The organism is Streptomyces sp. NPDC048442, assembly GCF_040651475.1.
Lineage (GTDB): Bacteria > Actinomycetota > Actinomycetes > Streptomycetales > Streptomycetaceae > Streptomyces.
This window is the reverse complement of sequence record NZ_JBEZKB010000022.1, coordinates 36,906-56,734: the sequence shown is the minus strand read 5'-3', so window position 1 is coordinate 56,734 and position 19,829 is coordinate 36,906. Positions and strand designations below refer to the sequence as shown.

Genomic DNA, 19,829 nt, shown 5'->3' with positions numbered 1-19,829 from the left:
CGGACAGCTTCGGTCCGCAGTGTGCCGCCCTCTTGGGTCGACTTCGGACACTGCCCTCTTGAGGTGACGGCGGATGCCGCCCTCTTGAGGTGACGTCAGGGGGTGCTGATCTGGACGGCGAGGTCGTTGTCGCGCGTGAAGTACGGGAAGGCGACGGTCTTGCCGGTGTCGCCGACGGGCAGCACCGGGTACTTGAAGACGGTCTGCTTCTCCGCGATGTCGTCCAGGAGCCTGGCCAGCCGTATCGGCGGGGCGCCGTCGGACTCGGTCAGCCACAGGTCCCACACCCAGGTGGCACCGTCGCGGCCCTCGCCGAGGGCGGCGTACGGCAGCGTGAACGCGAAGGTGTGCGCGCCGCCGTCGCCCCCCGAGGCCGTCACGGGCTCCCGGTGGACCCGGTCGCGGTCGCCGCGCAGCCGGGCCTCGACGACCGTGTCCCGGCCCGCCTCGGCCCCGTACAGGCGCCCCTCGACGGTCATCGTGGCGCCGTCGGCGGCGAAGGCGATGTCGCCCGCCTCGGCGTGCGGGGAGCGGCGCCAGCTGCGGACGGCGAGACGGCCGTCGGGCGTCGCGTACGGGATGCGGACGGCGACGGCCTCGGTACGCGGGTCCGGCGTGCGGTCGACCAGGGCGCGCAGGTCGCGCAGCCCCGGACGGACGGTGAGATCGGCCCCGCCGCCGTACACATGGGTCTCCCAGCGGCCCTCGGGGAGGTCGACGGTGCTGGGCAGCACGGCCCGCAGGCGGCCGTGCGCAACGGGCGTGAGCGGCAGCCGTACGTCGCCGCTCCCCGCCCCGCCGGTACGCCGCAGCACCAGGGCCGCGTCGGGCGCCGCGGCGGCTGCCACGTCGAAGGTGACCCCGCCCGCGGAGTCCGCGGTGCAGTCGGCGCGCGGAGCCGCCGGGCCACCGGTCCCGTCGGCCGGGGCCGGCGAGGGCCGGGATGAGGAAGAGCTGGTCATGCGGTACGCCCTTTCCGGAGCGTGGAGAGGACCTTGCGGCGCAGAGTGAAGGCTTCGTCGATGAGGACACTCGGGGCGCGGTGAAGGTTGTCCCGCAGCGGGCTGTGAGTTCGGTCGTTGGTACCGCGGGCGACGAGGTCGGAGTAGAGCGCCGCGTGCCGTTCGGCGATCTGTCCGGGGTCGAAGCGGGCGGAGTTCTCCAGCGCCGCCCGGCCCATCCGCTTGCGCAGCGCGTCGTCCTCCATGAGGGCGAGGAGGGCGCGCGCGACGGCGTCGGCGTCGCCCATGGGGACGAGCCGTCCGTCGACGCCGTCGCGGATTATCTCGCGGGGGCCGTGCGGGCAGTCGGTGGAGACCACCGGGAGGCCGCAGCGCATGGCCTCGACGATGGTCATGCCGAACGCTTCGAGGTCGGAGGTGACGGCGGCGATCGATCCCTTGGGCCACTCCGCCTCAAGAGGGTCGGCGACGCCCATCAGGAAGACGTGGTTGTGCAGGCCCAGCTCGTGGATGAGCCCGCGCAGTCCGGGGGCGCTCTCGCCGCCGCCGTAGATGCGCAGCTTCCAGTCGGGGCGGGCGGCGACGACCTGGGCGAAGGCCCGTACCAGCAGGTCGTAGCGCTTGCCGGGGGTGAGCCGCCCGGCGGCGATCACCCACTTGCCGTTGCCGTCGGAGGGCGGCAGGGAGGCCGCCGGAATGCTGTTGGCCATGGCCTCGATGCGCACGCCCGGGAGTTTCAGCCGGGTGCGGTACGACAGGGCGTCGGCCTCGGTGACGGTGGTGACCGCGTCCAGGAGTGCGTACCGGTAGCGCAGCTCGCGGCGCAGCCGGAAGCGGTGGCTGTCGAGGGTGAGGTGCTCCTGGCCGATCCGTACGGTGTCGCGGCGGGCCTGCCGGGCGAGGTGCACGTTGAGGCCCGGCCGGGTACCGACGACGACGTCGGTCTTCAGGCCCTGGAGGTGGGCGCCGATCCGCTGATCGGTGAGGCGGCTGTACTGGTGGTAACGGCTGTCACCGGCCGGGAAGACGTGGGCCCGGCGGGCGTGGTCGGGCAGGTCGCCGTCGTAGCCGGGGCTCTTCTTGCGCAGGTCGACGAGATGGCCGAGGCGCACACCGGCGGGGGCGCTCATGGAGGGTTCGTCGGCGTGCCGGAAGACCGACGTGATCTCCACGTCGTGGTGCTCGGCCAGGGTCTGGGCGAGGTTGAACGTGGTGCGGATCGTGCCCCCGACGGCATAGGCGTTGTGGAGCAGAAAAGATATGTGCATGCGCCGGTACGTCCCCCTGGGTCTTCGACGGGCCGGACGGCCCCGTCACGGAGCCCTCCGCCGTTCATTCGGTGAGAGGACTGTACTTGTCCCTTCCACGGCGGCGCAGGTGCAGAGCGCCCTTACGGGCGGTAGGGCAGCTGCGGGACGGTGAAGCAGTTCCGGGTCATTTCTCCCTGCGTCACCCAGCCCGTGCCGTCCTTCCAGCGTGCCACGGACAGACAGGTTCGGCGCTCGGTGGGCGGGGCGGGCGTGGGGGCGTACCCGACGGGAAGGAGCAGACCGCGGGCGGTGTAGGGCTCCTCGCGGTCAAGGTGGCGCTCGACACATGCGCGGGTGAGGTCGCCGCAGGACAGGGCGGCGTCGGTGAACCACATGGCGGCGGCCCACCCTTCGAGCTGCCACTGCGACAGCGCCCGCTCGCTGCGCCCGCTCCTCTTGAGGCTGCCTTGCAGGGCAGTGCGGAACTCGCGTACCCGCGGGTCGTCCTTGTCGTCGTAGTTGCGGCTGCCGCCGGTCACCCACAGGGCGTTGCGGCAGCGGGGTGCGTCCCGGTAGTCGTCGGCGACGGTCGCGGACCAGTTCTGTACGTTCGTGACCTTGGCGGTGACGTCGGCGCCCACGGCGTCCATCGCCTTGCACAGCTGGGCGTTGCCGTGGGTGTCCATGGCGTCGAACACGAGGTCGGCGCCCTGCTCCTTCAGGTCGGCCGCCACCGCGCGGAAGTTGGGCAGGGCGAAGTCGACCTGTTCCTCAACGACGGTGTACCCCTCGGCCCGCAGCCCCTGGACGGTGAGGCGGGCGTACGAGGCGGAGGACGCCTGGTTGTACGAGACGACGGCCGCGGTGCGCGCGCCGTGTGCCCTCTTGAAGTAGCGGTAGACCTCGGTGCCGCCGTAGAGGGTGCCGTTCCAGCCTGGCTTCGCGCTCTTCCCGCCGGTGCGGGGGGCGAGGCTGCCGTAGATGCCGTACAGGTGGGGGTAGGTGTCGTACGCGGTGCCGATGGGCTGGCCGCCGATGTCGGGGACGCCCGCGGCGGAGACCAGACGGGCGCCCGCGTAGTCGAGGGCCGTGGTGGCGACGAGGGCGAACACCTTCTTCTCCTCGATCAGCTCGCGCACGCACTCGGTGTTGCCGATGCCGCTGCCGCCGTCGTCGCAGCTCTCCACCTGGATCCGGCGGCCGCCGACGCCGCCGCGGGAGTTGAGTACGTCGAAGTACGCGCGGGCGCCGTCGCCCGGGCCGGTGAAGGTGTCGCCGCCTACCGGGCTGGTGGCGCTGGCGATGATGCCGATGCGCAGGGGCGGGGCGGCGGGAGCCGTGGTGGTGGCCGGCTGCTCGAAGTCGCTCTCGGGCAGCCTGCTGCCGCAGGCGGCGGCGCACAGCACGAGGAGCGCCGACAGGGCTGCGTACAGCGGGTGCCGAAGGAGGGCCCGAGGCCGCTCTGATTCAGGGCTCCGGAGCCGTTCAGCAGCCCTGGGCAGCCGCATTGCCGCTCAGCTTGACGAGGGCGCACAGCGACTTCACGGACACCTTCCAGGTGTTGTCCTGGAGGACCGCGGTGCCCTTGGAGCCGGGGAGCACGGGGACGCCGTCGAGCAGCAGGTCGTACGTCACCTCCGCCTGGGTGGCCGAGTTGAACCGCACGGCCTTGACCTTCGCCGAGCTCTGGCCGCCGCGCTTGTCGTTGTTGAAGGCGGTCAGCAGCGGTTTGAGGAGGGTGCCGTTCTCCAGGACCTTCGCCTTCTCGTCGGTGGGGACGGCGGGGTCGAAGAACGTCGTCCAGTTCTTCTCGACCTGCCGCCCGGCCGCCGTGGTGTCGGCGGGGCCGCTGGCGGACGCCGAGTCGGAGGGCTGGGGGTCGACGCCGCCGGTAGTGGTATCGGCACCGGCGCCCGGCGTCGAACTCACGCTGCTCTCCTGCGACTTGGGCGGGGCTGCGCCGCCGTCGCCGCATGCGGTGGCACCGGAGGCCAGGAGGAGCACTGCTGCCGCCGCACACGCAGCGGTCCGGGAATTCCTGCCGACGAGCATTGCGCCCACCACCTTCAGGGTCGGTCCCACACAGGGCATAGTGCAAGGAATCGTCCGTGTTGGACAGGGGGCGCGATGCGCAGAGCACCGTACGTGTGGGCCGCACTGGGCGCCGTCTGCTGCGGTGCGGTGCTGTGTGTGCTGGGCTGGTACGGGGTGTCCGGCGAGCGGTTCACCGCCCGGCAGGTCCCCTACCTGGCGTCCTGCACGCTGCCCGGGGCGGCGCTGATCGTGGCGGGGGCGGTACTGCTGGCCGGACGGGACCTCGGCGGGCGGGGCCGGGACGCCGTACCGGAACCGTCGGACCCGTCGGACCCGTCGGAACCGCCGGAGGAGGGCCGGCTCCCTTCCTCCGACGGCCCGTTGCTGCGTCTGCCGGGCGGCACGCTGGCCCACCGCCGGGACTGTCCGCTCGTCCTCGGCAAGCCGGAGGCCGCCCCTGCGTCGGGAGTCCGGGACCTGGCCCCGTGCCCGGTCTGCGAGCCCGAGCACCTCTTTGAGGGCGAGGGCGAGGGCGGGGGCAGGGGCGGGGGCAGGGGCGAGGGTGAGGGCAGGGGCGAGGGCGGGGGCGAGGGCGGGGCAGAAGTCTCGGGCAGCGGGGCCGAAGTGCCCGGACCCGGGACCGGGACCTGACGCCCGGTGTCCTCCCTGACGTACGACCTCACCCTGGCCGGTCTCGCGATCGGCAGCGCCGCGGCCCTGTCCGGCATCGGCCTGATCGTCACGTACCGGGCGACAGGGGTGCTGAACCTGGCGCACGGGGCGGTGGCCATGCTCTGCGCCTATGTCGTGCGGCAGTTGGCGGTGGACTGGCACTGGCCGGTGCCGCTCGCCGCCGCCACCACTTTGCTGCTGGTGGCCCCGGCCGTCGGTCTCCTCCTGGACCGGGCGGTCTTCCGGCCGCTCTCCGTCCGCGGCACGGATCCCGCCCGCACCCTGGTGGCGTCGATCGGGGTGTTCGTCCTGCTGATCGGCGCGGCCGCCCTGCTGTGGGGCGAGGGCGCCCGCGCGGACGCGCCGGAACTCTTCGGCGACTCCCCCTGGCCACCGCTCGCCGCCGTACTGCTGCTGTCCGCCACGGTGGGGACGCTCCCCCGCAGGACCCGCTTGGGCCGCGCCCTGCGCGCGGTCGTCGACAACCGCCGGCTGGCCGTCCTGGGCGGTATCGACGCCGACCGGGTGGCGGCGGCGGGCTGGGCGTTCGGCTCGTTCACGGCGGGCCTCACCGGCGTCCTCCTCGCCCCGTACGTACGTCTCGACCCGTACGGGCTGCCCCTCCTGGTGGTGGAGGTGATCGCGGTCGCGGCCCTGGCCCGGATGCGCAGTCTGCCGGTCGCCGTCGCGGCGGCGCTGCTGCTCGGCGTCGCCCAGGCCCAGCTGACCCGTCTGCACCCGGCGGGCCTGCCCGGCCCGCTGGTCCAGTCCGTCGGCGCCAACCTCTTTGTGGTGGCGCTGCTGGCGGCGGCCCTGCTGTTCCCGACCCCGGGCCCGGCAGCGCCGTCCGCCCACCCGGCAGCCTCGCCCGTGCCCGCCCGGCGCACCGAGCCCTTGCGGCTGCACCGCCCCTTGCGGCTGTCCCTCCCCCTGCTCGCCGCCGTCCTGTTCCTGCTCCCCCTCGGCCTGGCGGGCGACGGCCTGCACACCGCCCTGCCGGTGCCCGCGACGGCCGTGATCCTGTTGTCCCTGGTGGTGGTGAGCGGGCGCAGCGGGCAGATCTCACTGGGGCAGGCGGCGTACGCGGGGCTCGGCGCGCTCTTCACCGCCCTGCTGGCGGACGGCCGGCTCCCCGGACTGCCTCCCCTGCCCGAACTGGCATCGCTGGCCCTCTCCGTGGCGCTGACAGCCCCTCTCGGCCTCCTCATGGGGTGGCCCGCGATCCGCCGCCACGGGCTGGCGCTGGCACTGACGACGCTCGCGTTCGGGGTGGCGGTGAGCCGCTTCGTGCTCGACCAGCCGTACGCGACGGCGGGCCTGACGGTCTCCCGCCCGGCGGGTTTCACCTCCGACCGGGCCTACTACCTACTGGAGCTGAGCCTGCTCCTGGCCTGCCTCCTCCTGGTCGCCGGGCTCCGCAAAGGGCGCTCGGGGCGTGCGCTGGCCGCCCTGCGCGACCACGAGGAGGGTGCGTCGGCGGCAGGCGTACGGGTGCCGGCCCTCAAGGTCCTCAGCTTCGTCGCCGGAGCCGCCCTGGCCGCGCTCGGCGGCGGGCTGCTGTCCATGTCGGTGCAGGCCTTCGACCCGACGGCGTACGACCCGGTACGCGGCCTGCTGTGGTTCGCGGCGGTACTGGTGCTTGGCGCGGACAGTCTGCTGACGGCGTGCACGGCGGCGGTCCTCCTGGTGGCCCTGGACGCGGGAACCACGACAGGCCTGGCGGCAGCACTGATCGGCGCCCTCGCTCTCCTGCGCCCGCTCCTGCAACGACTGCGCGGCCGGGGCGCCCACCCCACAGCGCCGAACCTGTGGACGCGGGTTCCGCCAGTGGCGGCGGAGCAGTCGGGCGCGGGCGGAGCCCCTCGCCGCGGCTCGGCCCCCGCTGCCCCCGTCCGGCCCCGCGGCCGCTCCCGTAGCCCGGGACCCCGCCCACCTCAGCACCCCCTCCGCGCCCACCAGGTCCGCCTCGCCTACGGCGGCTTCCTCGCTCTCGACGCCGTCGACCTCACCGTCCCGTACGGACACATCACCGCCCTCGTCGGCGCGAACGGCGCCGGCAAGAGCACCCTGTTCCACTGCCTCTGCGGCACCCTGCGCCCCACCTCCGGCCGCATCGAGCTGGGCGGCACCGACATCACCCGCCGCGCCGCCCACACCCGCACCCGCCTCGGCGTCGCCAGGACCTTCCAGCAGCTCGCTGTCTTCCCCTCCCTCACCGTCGAGGAGAACGTCGTCCTGGGCGCCGAACACGGCCACCGCCGCGACCGTTCCGCCGTCGAACCCGCCCTCCGGCTGCTCGCCCTCGACGGCCCGGTCCGCCACCGCCCCGCCGCCGGCCTGCCCACCGGCACCCTCCGCCGGGTCGAGCTGGCCCGCGCCCTGGCGGGCCGCCCGCACACCCTGCTCCTCGACGAGCCCGCCGCGGGCCTGGACGCCGCCGAGACCGCCGCTCTCGCGCGCGTGCTGGCGGCGCTCGCCGCCGACGGCACCGCGGTCCTCGTCGTCGAGCACGACCTCGACCTGGTCGCGGACATCGCCGGCACCGTCCACACCATGGCCGCCGGATCCATCGTCACCAGCACTGCCGTCCCCCGCGCTGTCGCCGCCACCGCTGTCGCCCCCACCGTCTCAAAGAGGACGCACCGGTGAGCGTCGAGATCGGGCTGTGCGCCGCCCGCGTCCGCTACGGCCCCCTGGAGGCCCTGCACGGCGTCGACCTCGCCGTCCCGGCCTCCTCCCTGACCGTCCTCCTGGGCCGCAACGGCTCCGGCCGTACGACCGCCCTGCGCGCCCTCGCGGGCACCGTTGCCCTCAGCGCCGGACACGTCCGGTGGCAGGGAGCGGACGTCACCCGGCTGCCCGCCCACGGCCGGGCCCGCCGCGGTCTGTGCTTCGTACCGGATCTGCAGGCGGTGTACGGGGGCCTCACGGTCGCCGACAACCTCGCCCTCAACACCCCGCCGGGCGCCGACGCTTCACCCGCCCTGGAGGCGTACCCCGCCCTGCGCCCGCTCCTCCCCCGCCTCGCGGGCACCCTCTCCGGCGGCGAACAGCGCATGCTCGCCGTCTCCCGCGCCCTCCTCGCCGCCGCGGCCCCCGGCAGCGCCGCGCGGGCCCGTACGCGTGTGGTGCTCGTCGACGAACCCACCCTCGGCATGTCGCCCGGCACGGCGGCCCGTACGTACGCACTCCTGGCGGCCCTCAGCACGACGACAGCCGTCGTCCTCGCGGAGCAACGGCTGCCGGACCTGCCCGCCCCCGGCCCGGTGTTCGTGACCGAACTGGACCGGGGGCGGGTCGCGTTCACAGGAGAAGCATCGGAGAGCTCGCGGGCTCCGCACGGGTACGGCCCTGCCCCGAACCGCCCGGGAGGACCAGCCAGGTACCGGCGTTGAGCCCGTCGGGACGGGCCCCGATCATGTCCTTGTTGGCCTTGTAGAGGGCCTGCCAGCCGCCCTTGACCTTGTGCTTCGCGGCGATCGACGACAGCGTCTCGCCGGGCTTCACGATGTGGATGCGCCGGTCGCCGAGCCCGTACCGCTTCGAGCAGTCCGGCCAGGCCCGCCACCCCTGGGTGGTCAGGACCTGCTCGGCGACCTTGATCTGTTCCGCGCGGGTGGCCAGGTCGGCCCGGGGCGCGTATCCGAGGCCGCCGTGCTCCTCCCAGGTCGGCTGCTCGAACTGGAGGCCGCCGTAGTAGTCGTTGCCGGTGTTGATCTTCCAGTCGCCGCCGCTCTCGCACTCGGCGAGGCAGCTCCACGGCCACTGGCTCGCGGCGCACCCGTAGGGCCCGAATCCCCTTTCGGCGGACGGTGGTGGGGAGGTCTGGAGGGCACGGGCCGCGGCGGTCGCGGCGGACACCGGGAAGAGGGCGAGCAGCGCACCGAGCACGGCGCAGGACAGAAGACGCAATCGAGGCTTCAACACCTGCCCACCCCATCACCGTCCCGCCCACGCGCGCGCGTGCCGCGCGGGACGCCGCCGGGCCCCACCCGGTCGGGCGACCGGACGGGGCCCTCGCTGCCGAGAGTCGGAAGACGGCTCGGCCAGCCGCGTACACCTGCTACCCGCTCGTACGGTGCGCCCGCACGACGCCACCCGGGGCGTCGCCGGACCGCACCACATGGCTGCCGCTCCCGGGTGCGGCGCCCGCAGCCCCCGCCCGGCGCGAGCAGGCGGGCCAGGCGCCCCACCCCTGCTTGCGCTGGACCTTGGTGGCGACGGCGATCTGCTGGGCCCTGCTCGCCCGGTCTGCGGTACGGGCGTACGCCCCGCCGCCGTGCGCGCGCCAGGTCCCGGCGGAGAACTGCAGCCCGCCGTAGTAGCCGTTGCCGGTATTGATGTGCCAGTTGCCACCGCTCTCGCACCGGGCGATGCGGTCCCACACTCCGCGGTCCGCCGCCACGGCCTGCGGGCCGATGGCGACGATCAGCGCCAGCGGGGCCACCAGGGCGGCCCCGACGAGCGCTGCGGTTTCACGACGGCGGTTGCCGCGGCGTATCGCACTGGAACATGCGGTCATGGAGTCCCTCTCGCAGGACCCGGACTCCCCCTGGGCGGTACGGCCGTGAGCGCGTCCGGCGCTCCCGTGCCGCGCCGCCCCGCCCGCCGGGGTTGGTGCTGGACGGTGCGTTTCCGGCGGGCGTGTCCGGGCGGTGCTCGATGCACACGGCGGTGGAATCTATGGACCCGCACGCCCCGATATCAACCAAGTCATTGTCATTCCAGGCCAGTTGCCCACTACCCCGGGTAACGGCCAATTCCGGACACCCAATTGATTCGCTGATATCACGATTTATCGACCTGCCGTCCGACTGATCTGTGACCCACCTCACCGCCCCGACTTGCGTGCAATCAGCAGGCACTGACGTGGAGTGAAGGCTTCCGCACTCCGGCTCACCCTCCGCGGCGGATGAGTCGATTCCGCTCCCCGTCCCGCGTGACTCCGGCCACAGATCACCCGTTGTCTTCTTGACGCTCCGGGAACCGCCCGGTGCCAGCACCCAGTTCGAGGAGCCACCCGTGTCGCGCATGCTCGACGTCAGCGACGACGTACGCGCCGAGATCGGCGACGTAGAAGCCGACCGGCTGCTCGCCGGCGAGAACACCCCCGGCAGTTACGACTGCACCTCCTGCCGCACCCCCGGCGACTCCGGGCAGGAGGCCACCAGCACCGTGCTGTTCGTCGGCGAGGAGACCGCGGTCCTCGCCTTCGCCCACGCCGGCTGCATCCCCTCCCAGGTCGTCCCGGTTTCCGAGGAGCAGCTGCAGGGCGCGGTCCGCTCCATCACCGCCAGCCAGGACGGCTCGGGCGGCGGCGCCGACGGAGCGCCCGAACAGGCCGTGCTCGGGGTGACCAGCGGCCTGGTCCTCATCGAGGGCGAGCTGCACCCCGCGCTCGTCGTCGAGCCGACCGCGGCGATCGCCCGCCCCGGCTCGGACAACGGCGACGAGTTCCTGACGCTGCTCGTCGAGCAGGGCTTCCTGCCGGTCGCCGACCTGAAGTCGGCGCCCGGCCTGCTGCCCGGCTGGTCCGTGCTGCTCGCCATGGGCCAGCTGCACGCCGTGCTGCAGCCCGGCACGTCCGGCGGCGGCCCGGTCGCCTGGTGGCAGGCGCACCACCCGCTCCAGGTCACCGACTCCTGGCGGGCCGCGGCCAACAAGTCGCAGAAGATCCTGGTCCTGGCCGCCCCGGTCGGCTCCATCGGCCACCAGCCGCGCGAGGACGTGCTGCGCATCGCCCTGGACAAAGCGGCGGCGAACGGCCTTCTGGTCGCGGCGATGATGCCGCTGGCCGGTACCTGACAGCCGCTCGGGTCCCTTCCCGAGGGGCTCCGGGGTGAATCCGGACGCGGGCGTTCCGTACGCCCGCGTCCTCGCAGCACCCGTATCCGCATCACCCGCATCCGAGAGGCAGTGGGGTCGTTGGCACAGACGTGCACTCATACGACCCCACTCGCCCGTACCAGAGCCAGATCCCTGCCATGCGGCCGTCGCAGGAGACCCCGCCCCAGCCGACGTTCACGCCGATCTACGACGCGCTGTACTCCGAGTACCGCAGGTCCTTCCGGGCCCTGCCCGGTGACCGGAGCGGCGAGGAGGACCTCGGCTTCACGGCCTTCAGAACAGGCCCGGGGATGAGCCACGGGCACGGCGGCGGCTACCAGGGGCATCCGCACACGCCGCAGCACACGTCCTACCCGCAGCACCTCAGCACCTGGCAGAACCTGCACACCCAGCACAACCAAGGGCGGCAGTACACCGGGAATCTTCCCGCCGCACTGCCGCCCGGCCCCCGCAGGGGCTTCTGACGCCTCTATGAGGTGACGCCGTCGCCCATGGAGCGTCACCGTCACCTCATAGAGGTGTCTGCTTACTTGTTCCGGCCGCTTACTTGTTCCGGCCGCGCTTCTCGCGCACCCGCACCGAGATGTGGATCGGCGTTCCCTCGAAGCCGAACTCCTCGCGCAGCCGGCGCTCCACGAAGCGCCGGTAGCCGGCCTCCAGGAAGCCCGAGGCGAACAGCACGAACCGCGGCGGCTTGGCACCGGCCTGCGTCCCGAACAGGATGCGGGGCTGCTTGCCGCCGCGGACCGGGTGCGGGTGGGAGGCGACGATCTCGCCGAGGAAGGCGTTGAGGCGGCCGGTCGGGATGCGGGTCTCCCAGCCCTCCAGCGCCGTCTCGATCGCCGGGACCAGCCGCTCCATGTGGCGGCCGGTGACGGCGGAGACGTTGACGCGCGGGGCCCAGGCGACCTGGGCCAGCTCGGTCTCGATCTCGCGCTCCAGGTAGTAGCGGCGCTCCTCGTCGAGGGTGTCCCACTTGTTGAAGGCCAGCACGATCGCACGGCCGGCCTCGACGGCCATCGTGACGATGCGCTGGTCCTGCACGGAGATGGACTCGCTGGAGTCGATCAGGATGACGGCGACCTCGGCCTTCTCCACGGCGGCTGCCGTACGGAGCGAGGCGTAGTAGTCCGCACCCTCCTGGAGGTGCACACGACGGCGGATGCCCGCGGTGTCGATGAACTTCCAGGTGATGCCGCCGAGCTCGATCAGCTCGTCGACCGGGTCGCGGGTGGTGCCGGCCAGCTCGTTGACGACGACGCGGTCCTCCTTGGCCACCTTGTTCAGCAGCGAGGACTTGCCGACGTTCGGACGGCCGATGAGGGCGATCCGGCGAGGGCCGCCGAGCGGCATGCCGTTGGTGAAGGTCTGCTCGGGAGCGTCCGGCAGGGCCTCCAGGACGGCGTCGAGCATGTCGCCCGTACCGCGGCCGTGCAGGGAGGAGACCGGGTGCGGCTCGCCGAGGCCCAGTGACCACAGGGTGGTGGCGTCGGCCTCGCCGGACAGTCCGTCGACCTTGTTGGCGCAGAGCACGACCGGCTTGCCGGCCTTGCGGAGCAGCCTGACGACGGCCTCGTCGGTGTCGGTGGCGCCGACGGTGGAGTCCACGACGAAGACGACCGCGTCGGCGGTCTGGATCGCGTACTCGGCCTGGGCGGCGACCGAGGCGTCGAGCCCCAGCACGTCCTGCTCCCAGCCGCCGGTGTCCATCACCTTGAAGCGGCGGCCGGCCCATTCGGCCTCGTACGAGACGCGGTCGCGGGTGACGCCGGGCTTGTCCTGCACGACGGCCTCGCGGCGGCCGATGATGCGGTTCACCAGGGTCGACTTGCCCACGTTGGGGCGGCCGACGACGGCGAGCACGGGCAGCGGTCCTGCAGCGGCTTCGCCGAGGGCGTCCTGGATCTCTTCGAGGTCGAAGCCCTCCTGCGAGGCGAGCTCCATGAACTCCGCGTACTCGGCGTCACCGAGCACGCCGTGGTCGGCGCCCTGCTCGGGTCCGTGCTCGTCGCCGGAGTTGATCTGGTCGTTCATGAAGTCCGTTCCTCGTTCATCATCGATGGGCCGCGTTTCCCCGCGACCCACTACTCAAGTCTCGCCCACCGGCGGGCAGGGCGCTAACGCCCGTGCCCGCGGTGGACCCGGTCAGCGCCCGGTGAGGCGCCTGGCACCGGCCAGGTGGGCGGTGAGCCGCTCCTGGATCCGTACCGTGGCCTCGTCCAGCGCCTTCCTCGTACGTCGCCCGCTGCCGTCACCGGCCTGGAAGGCGTCGCCGAAAACGACGTCGACCCGGCTGCGCAGCGGCGGCAGTGCCGGTATCAGCCGGCCCTTGCGCTCCGTGCTGCCGAGTACGGCGACGGGGACGATGGGCGCCCCCGACCGTACGGCGAAATAGGCAAGCCCGGCGCGCAGCGAGGCGAAGTCGCCCTCGCCGCGGGAGCCCTCGGGGAAGATCCCCAGCACACCCCCGCCGCTCAGCACCTCCAGTGCGTCGGTGATCGCGTTCCGGTCGACGCTGTCGCGGTCGACCTTCAGCTGCCCGATGCCCCGCAGGAACGGGTCGAGCGGCCCGACGAAGGCCTCCTTCTTGATGAGGAAATGCACCGGCCTCGGCGCGGTCCCCATCAGCATCGGCCCGTCAATATTGTGCGCGTGGTTCACGGCGAGCACGACGGGGCCGGTGGCCGGGACCCGCCAGGCACCCAGCACCCGGGGCTTGAACAGGCCGTACATCAGCCCGATGCCGATGCCCCGCCCGACACAGGCACCGCGCTCGCTGCGCTCCGTCACTTCCCGGCCCGCTTCTCCTCGACCAGGGTGACGACGCACTCGATGACCTGGTCGAGGGTCAGTTCGGTGGTGTCGACCTCGACCGCGTCGGCGGCCTTGGCGAGCGGGGAGGTCTTCCGGCCGGAGTCGGCCGCGTCCCGCTTGATCAGGGCTTCCTTGGTGGCGGCGACGTCGGCGCCCTTGGTCTCGCCGCTGCGGCGGGCCGCGCGGGCCTCGGCCGAGGCGGTGAGGAAGATCTTCAGGTCGGCGTCGGGCAGCACGGTGGTGCCGATGTCGCGCCCCTCGACGACGATGCCGCCCTCGGTGGAGCGGGCGATGTCGCGCTGCAGCTCGGTGATCCGGGTGCGCACCTCGGGGACGGCGCTGACCGCGCTGACCCGGGAGGTGACCTCCTGGGTGCGGATCGGGCCTGCCGCGTCGACGCCGTCGACCGTGATGGTCGGGGCGGACGGGTCGGTGCCGGACACGAGGGTGGGCTTGGCCGATGCGGTGGCCACGGCTGCCGCGTCGTCGACGTCGACCCCGTTGGTCAGCATCCACCAGGTGATCGCCCGGTACTGGGCGCCGGTGTCCAGGTAGCTGAGGCCGAGCTTGGCGGCGACGGCCTTGGAGGTGCTGGACTTGCCCGTGCCGGAGGGGCCGTCGATGGCGACAATCACTGCGGCCGGGGCGGTCCGGGCGGCGGTTTCCACGGTGTCGGACACCTTCCTGGTACACGGGGCGGGAGGAGGCAGGCTGCATTGCTGCCAACCATCTACGGTACCGGCTCCATGGCGTACCCCTTACGGCCGGTGCCGCGGCGCCCCCTGTGACCCCGCTCGCCGTGGCGGGCGAGGCCGTCACCGCCGCGGACCAGCCCGTCTACCGCCGCAGCGACCAGCCCCGCTCCACCAGTGCCCGCGCCAGCGGGTCCGCCGCCGCCGGCTCCACCATCAGCTGGACGAGGCCGGCCTGCTGCCCCGTGGCGTGTTCGATGCGTACGTCCTCGATGTTGACCCCGGCGACGCCCGCGTCGGCGAAGATCCGGGCCAGCTGTCCCGGCTCGTCGCTGATGAGGACCGCGACCACTTCGTACGCGGCCGGGGCCGATCCGTGCTTGCCTGGCACCCGCTCGCGCCCCGCGTTCCCCCGGCGCAGTACGTCCGCGATGCCGTCGGCGCCGCCGCGCCGCTTCGCCTCGTCGGCGGACTGCAGGGCGCGCAGCGACTCCACGGTCTCGCCGAGGTCGGCGGCCACCCCGGCGAGGACGTCGGCCACCGGCCCCGGGTTCGCGGAGAGGATCTCCACCCACATCCGCGGGTCGGAGGCCGCGATCCGCGTCACATCACGAATGCCCTGGCCACAGAGTCGTACGGCCGTCTCGTCGGCGTCCTCAAGCCGCGCGGCGACCATCGAGGAGACGAGCTGCGGGGTGTGCGAGACGAGCGCGACCGCGCGGTCGTGGGCGTCGGCGTCCATGACGACGGGGACCGCCCGGCACAGCGCGATCAGCTCCAGCGCCAGGTTGAAGACCTCGGTGTCGCTGTCGCGGGTGGGGGTGAGCACCCACGGGCGCCCCTCGAAGAGGTCGGCCGTCCCGGCGAGCGGCCCGGACTTCTCCTTGCCCGCCATCGGGTGCGTACCGATGTACGGGGTGAGGTCGAGGCCGAGCTCCTCCAGCTCGCGGCGCGGGCCGCCCTTCACGCTGGCCACGTCGATGTACCCGCGGGCGACGCCGCGCCGCATGGCGTCGGCGAGCGTGGCGGCCACGTGCGCGGGCGGTACGGCGACGATCGCGAGGTCCACGGGCCCCTCGGGCGCCTCGTCCGTCCCGGCGCCGAGCGCGGCGGCGGTGCTCGCCCGGTCGGGGTCGTGGTCGGCAAGGTGGACGGTGACGCCGCGCGCGGCGAGGGCGAGCGCGGCGGACGTACCGATCAGGCCGGTGCCGATGACGAGTGCGGTCCTCACTGGGCGATGTCCTTGCGCAGGGCGGCGGTGGCGCCGAGGTAGACGTGCTGGATGTCCGGCTTGGCGAGGCCGGTCTCGGCGTGCGCCAGGATCCGCACGACGCGCGGCATGGCACCGTCGATGTCGAGCTCCTGGGCGCAGATCAGCGGTACGTCGACGATGCCGAGGCCGCGCGCGGCGGCGGCCGGGAAGTCGCTGTGCAGGTCGGGCGTGGCCGTGAACCAGATGCTGATGAGGTCGTCGCCGGTCAGGCCGTTGCGCTCCAGGACCGCGGTGAGCAGCGCACCGACCTGCTCGCCCATGTGTCCGGCCTCGTCCCGCTCCAGCTGGACGGCTCCGCGGACCGCTCGTACCGCCACGTCGTACTCCTCGGTGCAGTGGTGCAGTGGATCAGTGCTGTGTGTGCAAAAGATCTGTTCAGCGTAGTGGGCCCCACCGACAACGGCTCCGGCCGCCCACACCGTCGTACGTACGAGGGCGGGCGGCCGGAGCCGTGCACGTGTGCGGCGTGCTTCAGAGGCGCTGCTGATTGATGAGGTCCTCCAGCGAGGCGGCCTGCGGAAGCCGGCCCTCCGGGGTGAGCTTGTCGACCGCCTGCGGGAGCGCCTGCGCGAGGGTGTCGGCGGCCTCCTGCTGGGTCACGCCGGCCTGCTGGGCGGCCTGCGCCAGGGCGTCGTCGGGGAGGGCCTTGGCGACCTGCTCGCCGCTGACCGCCTGGTTGTCGCCGGTGCCGATCCAGGACTGGGCCTGGTCGCCCAGGCCCGACTTCTGGAGCATCTCCATGAGGCCGCCGAGCGGATTGCTGCCGTTGGCGCCGTCCTTGCCGCCACCGCCGAGTGCGCCGAGCAGGGAGCCGAGGATGTTGCCGGCGCCGCCGGCCCCTCCGGAACCGGAGTTTCCGCCGCCCAGGAGGCCGCCGAGGAGACTGCCGAGATCGTTACCCGCCATGGTCCTGCCTTTCGAGAAGGTCGAGCATTCGAGAAGGTCGAGCCCGGTCACAGACTCATCAGACTCGCTCAATCTCGCCCAAATGCTGTCATGCTGCCACTCAGGCGGATCTGTCCCGTCTCCCGGGCGCCCACCGAGTCCGTCCTGGCTATGGACGGACGGGCCCCGGGTCCGCTTGCATGGTGGATCCGGCACCGCCTACCCGGTGCCGTGGGGAGGCCCTCAATGAAGCGCTCCGGTCCCCTCTACACGCTCCTCGCGGGGCTGGTCCTCGCCGTCTTCATGCTGTCGCTCAACGCGACGACGGGCACGAAGAGTTCGGGTTACGCAACCGGCGGCGCGGCATCCGCGCCGCCGAGCCCGACGGCTCCGCCACCACCACCCTCGTCCGCTCCGCCCGCCGCCTCCCCCGCGCCCTCCTCGGTGCCGCCGTCCCCCACGGCCACCGGTCCCGAGACCGTGTACGCGGGCCGCACCGCCGACGACACCGCGGCCGTGTCCATCTCCGTACGGGACGGCAGGGCGGTGGCGTACTACTGCGACGGCCGCACCGAGGAGTCCTGGCTGAAGGGCAACGTCGAGGACGACGGCAGCATGCGCCTGACCGGCAAGAACGGCGCCAAGCTCGAAGCGTCCACCCGCGGCGGCAAGGTCGCGGGAGAGGTTGAAGTGGCCGACCGGAAGCACGACTTCAGCGCGGCGAAGGCGGTCAAGCCGTCCGGTCTCTACCGTGCGACGAACGAGGTGCGCGGCGCCAAGATCGACGGCGGCTGGATCGTCCTCCAGGACGGCCGTCAGGTCGGCGTCTACACCCGCGACGGCAAGCCGTCCCCCGCCCCCGAGATCGACCCGGCCACCGGAGCCGTGGCCATCGACAACGCCTGGCTCACCGCCCGCCCGGTCCTCCCGTAGCGCCGCCGGGTGACACGGACACCGTCCCCGAGCACCGCCCAGGGAAGTGAGATCGACATGAGCAACGTCGACCCCAACGCTCCGACCACCTCGTTCCCCTCCCCCGCCAACGGGCACGGTCACGGCCGCCCTGGCCCGGCCCGCTGGCTCGTACCGGTGCTGGTGGCGGCAGCCGTCGCCGTCGCCCTCGGGGCGTACGGAAAGATCCATGACCCGGCGGGTACGGCGTTCAACCTGGCCGGGTTCAGCAGCACGGGCGCGGTGAAGTCCTGGCTGGCGACGGCCGCCTTCGTCTTCGCGCTCGCGCAGGTGCTCTCGGCGCTGGCGATGTACGGGCGGCTGCCGGGGGTACGTACCGCCCCCTGGATGTCGCTCACGCACCGCTGGTCGGGCCGGATCGCGTTCCTGCTCGCCGTGCCGGTGGCCGTTCACTGTCTGTACGGCCTCGGTTTCCAGTCCTTCGGCGGCCGTGTGATGTGGCACTCTCTGGCGGGCTGCTTCTTCTTCGGCGTGTTCAGCGCCAAGATGCTGCTGCTGCGGGCGCAGCGGCTGCCAGGATGGCTGCTGCCGGTGGTCGGCGGCCTGGTCTTCACCGTGCTGACGGTGGTCTGGCTGACGTCGGCGCTGTGGTTCTTCCGTACGTTCGGCGTCTCCACCTAGCCCTCACCACCCGGCCGTCACCACCCGGCCGTCACCACCCGGCCGTCACCTCATAGAGGCGCAGCCGCCTCCGCCCCTTTTCGTTCTCGTCCTCGTCCTCGTCCTCGTAAGGGAGCCAGTCCCATGCACAAGCCCACCACCCGCCGAACGGTCCTCGCCTCGGCGGCAGGGACGGCGGCCGTACTGGCCACCGGCTGCAGCAAGTACGGCGACGAGGACGGCGGCGAAGCCCCGAAGCCCGCCACCGAACCGGGCGCCCCGTCCTCCTCCGGCAATCAGTCGGCGGCCAAGCCCGCGCCGCTGGCGGCGACGTCCGACATTCCGGTGGGCGGCGGCAAGGTCTTCAAGGACGAGAAGGTCGTCGTCACGCAGCCCGTCGCGGGCAGCTTCAAGGCGTTCTCGGCGATCTGCACCCACCAGGGCTGCTCGGTGGCCAACGTGTCCGGCGGCACCATCAACTGCCTCTGCCACGGCAGCAAGTACCGGGTCGCGGACGCCTCGGTGGCGGCCGGCCCGGCACCGCAGCCGCTCCCGCCGCGCGCGATCACGGTGGAAAGTGGGTCGATCCGGCTGGCCTGACCGGCCAGAATCCCGGTATGACCGCACCTCTGCCGCCTGCTTCCCCCACCTCGCCCACTTCCCCCACCTCCCCCGCCGCTTTGGTGCGCGACCACACCATCTACTCCTGCGTCATGGGCTCGCGCGCGTTCGGCCTGGCGACGGAGGAGAGCGACACGGACGTTCGGGGGGTCTTCGTCGCCCCCACCCCGCTCTTCTGGCTCTTCGACAAGCCGCCGACGCACGTCGACGGCCCCGCCGAAGAACACTTCTCGTGGGAACTGGAACGCTTCTGCGAGCTGGCTCTGCGCGCCAACCCCAACGTCCTGGAGTGCCTGCACTCCCCGCTCCCCCTCCACACGGACTCCCGCGGCGAGGAACTCCTCTCGCTGCGCTCCGCGTTCCTCTCCCGCCAGGTGCACACCACGTTCGTCGGCTACGCGCAGAGCCAGCGCCGCAAGATCGACGCTGACGTACGCCAGTACGGCGCCCCGCGCTGGAAGCACGCCATGCACCTGCTGCGCCTCCTCACCAGCTGTCTCTCCCTTCTCCGTACGGGTGAATTGACGCCGGACGTGGGCGACGCCCGCGAGTCCCTCCTCGCCGTCAAACGTGGCGAAGTCCCCTGGCCGGAGATCGAAAACCGGCTGAACCGCCTGGTCGAATCCGCCTCCGAAGCCGAACCGGGCAGCCCACTGCCGCCCCTCCCCGACCGTGCCCGGGTGGAAGACTTCCTGGTCCGTACGCGCCGCGAGTCGGCTCTCGCGTACGAGGAGTCGACGTAGGACGCCCCTGGGGAGGAACCGGCCCGTGGCCTGGAACGAGTGGGAACAACTGAAGGCCAAGCCGTCTGCCGCCGGCGGAGTCACCGCCGGGCAGGCCGACTTGATCGCCCACCAGGACGACCTGGGCGCGGTCGGCCACGAGGCGTACGTCCTCCACGAGACCCTGCTCAAGCGGGCCGACATCGCGGGCACCGGCCCGAACAGGTCCGGCGCCTGCACGTCGACGCAGGCGGCAGCCTCCCTCAAGTCCCACCACTTCGCGATGGGCAGCGCCCTGGAGACCACCGTCTCCCTCTGGACCTCCCAGCTCCGCGCCCTTCTCCAGGCCTGTGCCCACATCTCCAACCACCTCGACCACACCAAGGCGTCGCATGCCGCGGACGACGCGAAGATCAAGACCAGGATCCGCGGCATTACGGCGCCCGAAGTCCCGGTGTCCCGCCTCTCCGAGTACTTCAAGTAGG

Annotated in this window: 22 protein-coding genes; 10 read left to right on the top strand and 12 right to left on the bottom strand. The window is 72.7% G+C overall.

Annotated elements, in window-relative coordinates; all coding sequences use genetic code 11:
- Positions 1–95: 95 nt before the first annotated feature.
- The 4 genes from AB0D18_RS28335 to AB0D18_RS28320 form a co-directional block, all read right to left on the bottom strand.
- Entirely contained in the window at positions 96–962 is an 867-nt protein-coding gene (locus AB0D18_RS28335) for a transferase (protein WP_362424419.1), read from the bottom strand.
- Positions 959–2,230 carry a glycosyltransferase family 4 protein gene (locus AB0D18_RS28330; RefSeq protein WP_362424416.1) on the bottom strand — a complete coding sequence of 424 codons (1,272 nt, stop codon included), beginning with the start codon at positions 2,228–2,230 and terminating at the stop codon, positions 959–961. The genes AB0D18_RS28335 and AB0D18_RS28330 overlap by 4 nt, the downstream gene beginning before the upstream one ends.
- Positions 2,231–2,352: 122 nt before the next feature.
- Positions 2,353–3,618 carry an ABC transporter substrate-binding protein gene (locus AB0D18_RS28325; protein WP_362424413.1) on the bottom strand — a complete coding sequence of 422 codons (1,266 nt, stop codon included), beginning with the start codon at positions 3,616–3,618 and terminating at the stop codon, positions 2,353–2,355.
- A 79-nt stretch (positions 3,619–3,697) separates the two neighbouring features.
- Positions 3,698–4,294 carry a hypothetical protein gene (locus AB0D18_RS28320; protein WP_362424411.1) on the bottom strand — a complete coding sequence of 199 codons (597 nt, stop codon included), beginning with the start codon at positions 4,292–4,294 and terminating at the stop codon, positions 3,698–3,700.
- Positions 4,295–4,339: 45 nt separating this feature from the next.
- On the opposite strand from AB0D18_RS28320, the gene AB0D18_RS28315 reads away from it, so the two are divergent.
- Genes AB0D18_RS28315 through AB0D18_RS28305 form a run of 3 tightly spaced genes read left to right on the top strand, consistent with a single transcriptional unit; the run spans position 4,340 to position 8,313 of the window.
- A complete protein-coding gene (locus AB0D18_RS28315; protein ID WP_362424408.1) occupies positions 4,340–4,897 on the top strand; it encodes a hypothetical protein in 558 nt (185 codons plus the stop codon).
- Between the two features lie 6 nt (positions 4,898–4,903).
- The gene (locus tag AB0D18_RS28310) at positions 4,904–7,567 is read left to right on the top strand and encodes an ATP-binding cassette domain-containing protein (protein WP_362424405.1); all 2,664 of its coding nucleotides are present in this window, start codon (positions 4,904–4,906) and stop codon (positions 7,565–7,567) included.
- Positions 7,564–8,313, top strand: a complete 750-nt coding sequence (locus tag AB0D18_RS28305; RefSeq protein WP_362424402.1) for an ATP-binding cassette domain-containing protein — start codon at positions 7,564–7,566, stop codon at positions 8,311–8,313. Before AB0D18_RS28310 ends, AB0D18_RS28305 begins: the two co-directional genes overlap by 4 nt.
- On the opposite strand, the gene AB0D18_RS28300 is transcribed toward AB0D18_RS28305, so the two are convergent.
- Positions 8,222–8,830, bottom strand: coding sequence for a transglycosylase family protein (locus tag AB0D18_RS28300; RefSeq protein WP_362424399.1), 609 nt, complete (start codon positions 8,828–8,830; stop codon positions 8,222–8,224). The genes AB0D18_RS28305 and AB0D18_RS28300 overlap by 92 nt on opposite strands.
- 151 nt (positions 8,831–8,981) lie before the next feature.
- Entirely contained in the window at positions 8,982–9,440 is a 459-nt protein-coding gene (locus AB0D18_RS28295) for a transglycosylase family protein (RefSeq protein ID WP_362424397.1), read from the bottom strand.
- A 500-nt stretch (positions 9,441–9,940) separates the two neighbouring features.
- Here AB0D18_RS28295 and AB0D18_RS28290 point away from each other — a divergent pair, with 500 nt between their 5' ends.
- Together AB0D18_RS28290 and AB0D18_RS28285 are read left to right on the top strand one after the other, a co-directional pair.
- Positions 9,941–10,723 carry a hypothetical protein gene (locus tag AB0D18_RS28290; RefSeq protein ID WP_362424394.1) on the top strand — a complete coding sequence of 261 codons (783 nt, stop codon included), beginning with the start codon at positions 9,941–9,943 and terminating at the stop codon, positions 10,721–10,723.
- Between the two features lie 131 nt (positions 10,724–10,854).
- The gene (locus AB0D18_RS28285; RefSeq protein ID WP_362424392.1) at positions 10,855–11,229 is read left to right on the top strand and encodes a hypothetical protein; all 375 of its coding nucleotides are present in this window, start codon (positions 10,855–10,857) and stop codon (positions 11,227–11,229) included.
- Positions 11,230–11,308: 79 nt separating this feature from the next.
- On the opposite strand, the gene der is transcribed toward AB0D18_RS28285, so the two are convergent.
- From der to AB0D18_RS28255, 6 genes are all read right to left on the bottom strand, one after another.
- Positions 11,309–12,799: a ribosome biogenesis GTPase Der gene (gene der, locus AB0D18_RS28280; protein WP_362424389.1), complete on the bottom strand. Its 1,491-nt coding sequence runs from the start codon at positions 12,797–12,799 to the stop codon at positions 11,309–11,311.
- Between the two features lie 111 nt (positions 12,800–12,910).
- Positions 12,911–13,498: a lysophospholipid acyltransferase family protein gene (locus AB0D18_RS28275; protein ID WP_362424699.1), complete on the bottom strand. Its 588-nt coding sequence runs from the start codon at positions 13,496–13,498 to the stop codon at positions 12,911–12,913.
- A 53-nt stretch (positions 13,499–13,551) separates the two neighbouring features.
- Positions 13,552–14,259: a (d)CMP kinase gene (gene cmk, locus AB0D18_RS28270; RefSeq protein WP_362424386.1), complete on the bottom strand. Its 708-nt coding sequence runs from the start codon at positions 14,257–14,259 to the stop codon at positions 13,552–13,554.
- Between the two features lie 157 nt (positions 14,260–14,416).
- Complete coding sequence (locus tag AB0D18_RS28265) at positions 14,417–15,502, bottom strand: prephenate dehydrogenase (protein WP_362424383.1); 1,086 nt, start codon at positions 15,500–15,502, stop codon at positions 14,417–14,419.
- Complete coding sequence (aroH, locus tag AB0D18_RS28260; protein ID WP_362424381.1) at positions 15,499–15,861, bottom strand: chorismate mutase; 363 nt, start codon at positions 15,859–15,861, stop codon at positions 15,499–15,501. Before aroH ends, AB0D18_RS28265 begins: the two co-directional genes overlap by 4 nt.
- Before the next feature lie 154 nt (positions 15,862–16,015).
- The gene (locus AB0D18_RS28255) at positions 16,016–16,450 is read right to left on the bottom strand and encodes a YidB family protein (RefSeq protein WP_362424379.1); all 435 of its coding nucleotides are present in this window, start codon (positions 16,448–16,450) and stop codon (positions 16,016–16,018) included.
- A 225-nt stretch (positions 16,451–16,675) separates the two neighbouring features.
- On the opposite strand from AB0D18_RS28255, the gene AB0D18_RS28250 reads away from it, so the two are divergent.
- The 5 genes from AB0D18_RS28250 (at position 16,676) to AB0D18_RS28230 (ending at position 19,828) form a co-directional block, all read left to right on the top strand.
- A complete protein-coding gene (locus AB0D18_RS28250) occupies positions 16,676–17,362 on the top strand; it encodes a hypothetical protein (protein ID WP_362424377.1) in 687 nt (228 codons plus the stop codon).
- A gap of 57 nt (positions 17,363–17,419) precedes the next feature.
- Positions 17,420–18,022 carry a DUF6529 family protein gene (locus AB0D18_RS28245; RefSeq protein ID WP_362424374.1) on the top strand — a complete coding sequence of 201 codons (603 nt, stop codon included), beginning with the start codon at positions 17,420–17,422 and terminating at the stop codon, positions 18,020–18,022.
- Positions 18,023–18,145: 123 nt separating this feature from the next.
- Positions 18,146–18,601 (top strand): Rieske (2Fe-2S) protein, encoded by a 456-nt coding sequence (locus AB0D18_RS28240; RefSeq protein WP_362424371.1) that lies wholly within the window; start codon positions 18,146–18,148, stop codon positions 18,599–18,601.
- Positions 18,602–18,618: 17 nt separating this feature from the next.
- Positions 18,619–19,365 carry a nucleotidyltransferase domain-containing protein gene (locus AB0D18_RS28235; protein ID WP_362424368.1) on the top strand — a complete coding sequence of 249 codons (747 nt, stop codon included), beginning with the start codon at positions 18,619–18,621 and terminating at the stop codon, positions 19,363–19,365.
- Between the two features lie 25 nt (positions 19,366–19,390).
- Positions 19,391–19,828, top strand: coding sequence for a hypothetical protein (locus AB0D18_RS28230; protein WP_362424365.1), 438 nt, complete (start codon positions 19,391–19,393; stop codon positions 19,826–19,828).
- Position 19,829: the final 1 nt, after the last annotated feature.

Coding starts and splice junctions, on each gene's coding strand:
- AB0D18_RS28255 (WP_362424379.1), bottom strand. CDS start 16,450: ATGGCGGGTAACGATCTCGGCAGTCTCCTCGGCGGCCTCCTGGGCGGC.
- AB0D18_RS28240 (WP_362424371.1), top strand. CDS start 18,146: ATGCACAAGCCCACCACCCGCCGAACGGTCCTCGCCTCGGCGGCAGGG.
- AB0D18_RS28330 (WP_362424416.1), bottom strand. CDS start 2,230: ATGCACATATCTTTTCTGCTCCACAACGCCTATGCCGTCGGGGGCACG.
- AB0D18_RS28235 (WP_362424368.1), top strand. CDS start 18,619: ATGACCGCACCTCTGCCGCCTGCTTCCCCCACCTCGCCCACTTCCCCC.
- AB0D18_RS28245 (WP_362424374.1), top strand. CDS start 17,420: ATGAGCAACGTCGACCCCAACGCTCCGACCACCTCGTTCCCCTCCCCC.
- AB0D18_RS28335 (WP_362424419.1), bottom strand. CDS start 962: ATGACCAGCTCTTCCTCATCCCGGCCCTCGCCGGCCCCGGCCGACGGG.
- AB0D18_RS28315 (WP_362424408.1), top strand. CDS start 4,340: ATGCGCAGAGCACCGTACGTGTGGGCCGCACTGGGCGCCGTCTGCTGC.
- der (WP_362424389.1), bottom strand. CDS start 12,799: ATGAACGACCAGATCAACTCCGGCGACGAGCACGGACCCGAGCAGGGC.
- AB0D18_RS28295 (WP_362424397.1), bottom strand. CDS start 9,440: ATGACCGCATGTTCCAGTGCGATACGCCGCGGCAACCGCCGTCGTGAA.
- AB0D18_RS28250 (WP_362424377.1), top strand. CDS start 16,676: ATGAAGCGCTCCGGTCCCCTCTACACGCTCCTCGCGGGGCTGGTCCTC.
- AB0D18_RS28275 (WP_362424699.1), bottom strand. CDS start 13,498: ATGTACGGCCTGTTCAAGCCCCGGGTGCTGGGTGCCTGGCGGGTCCCG.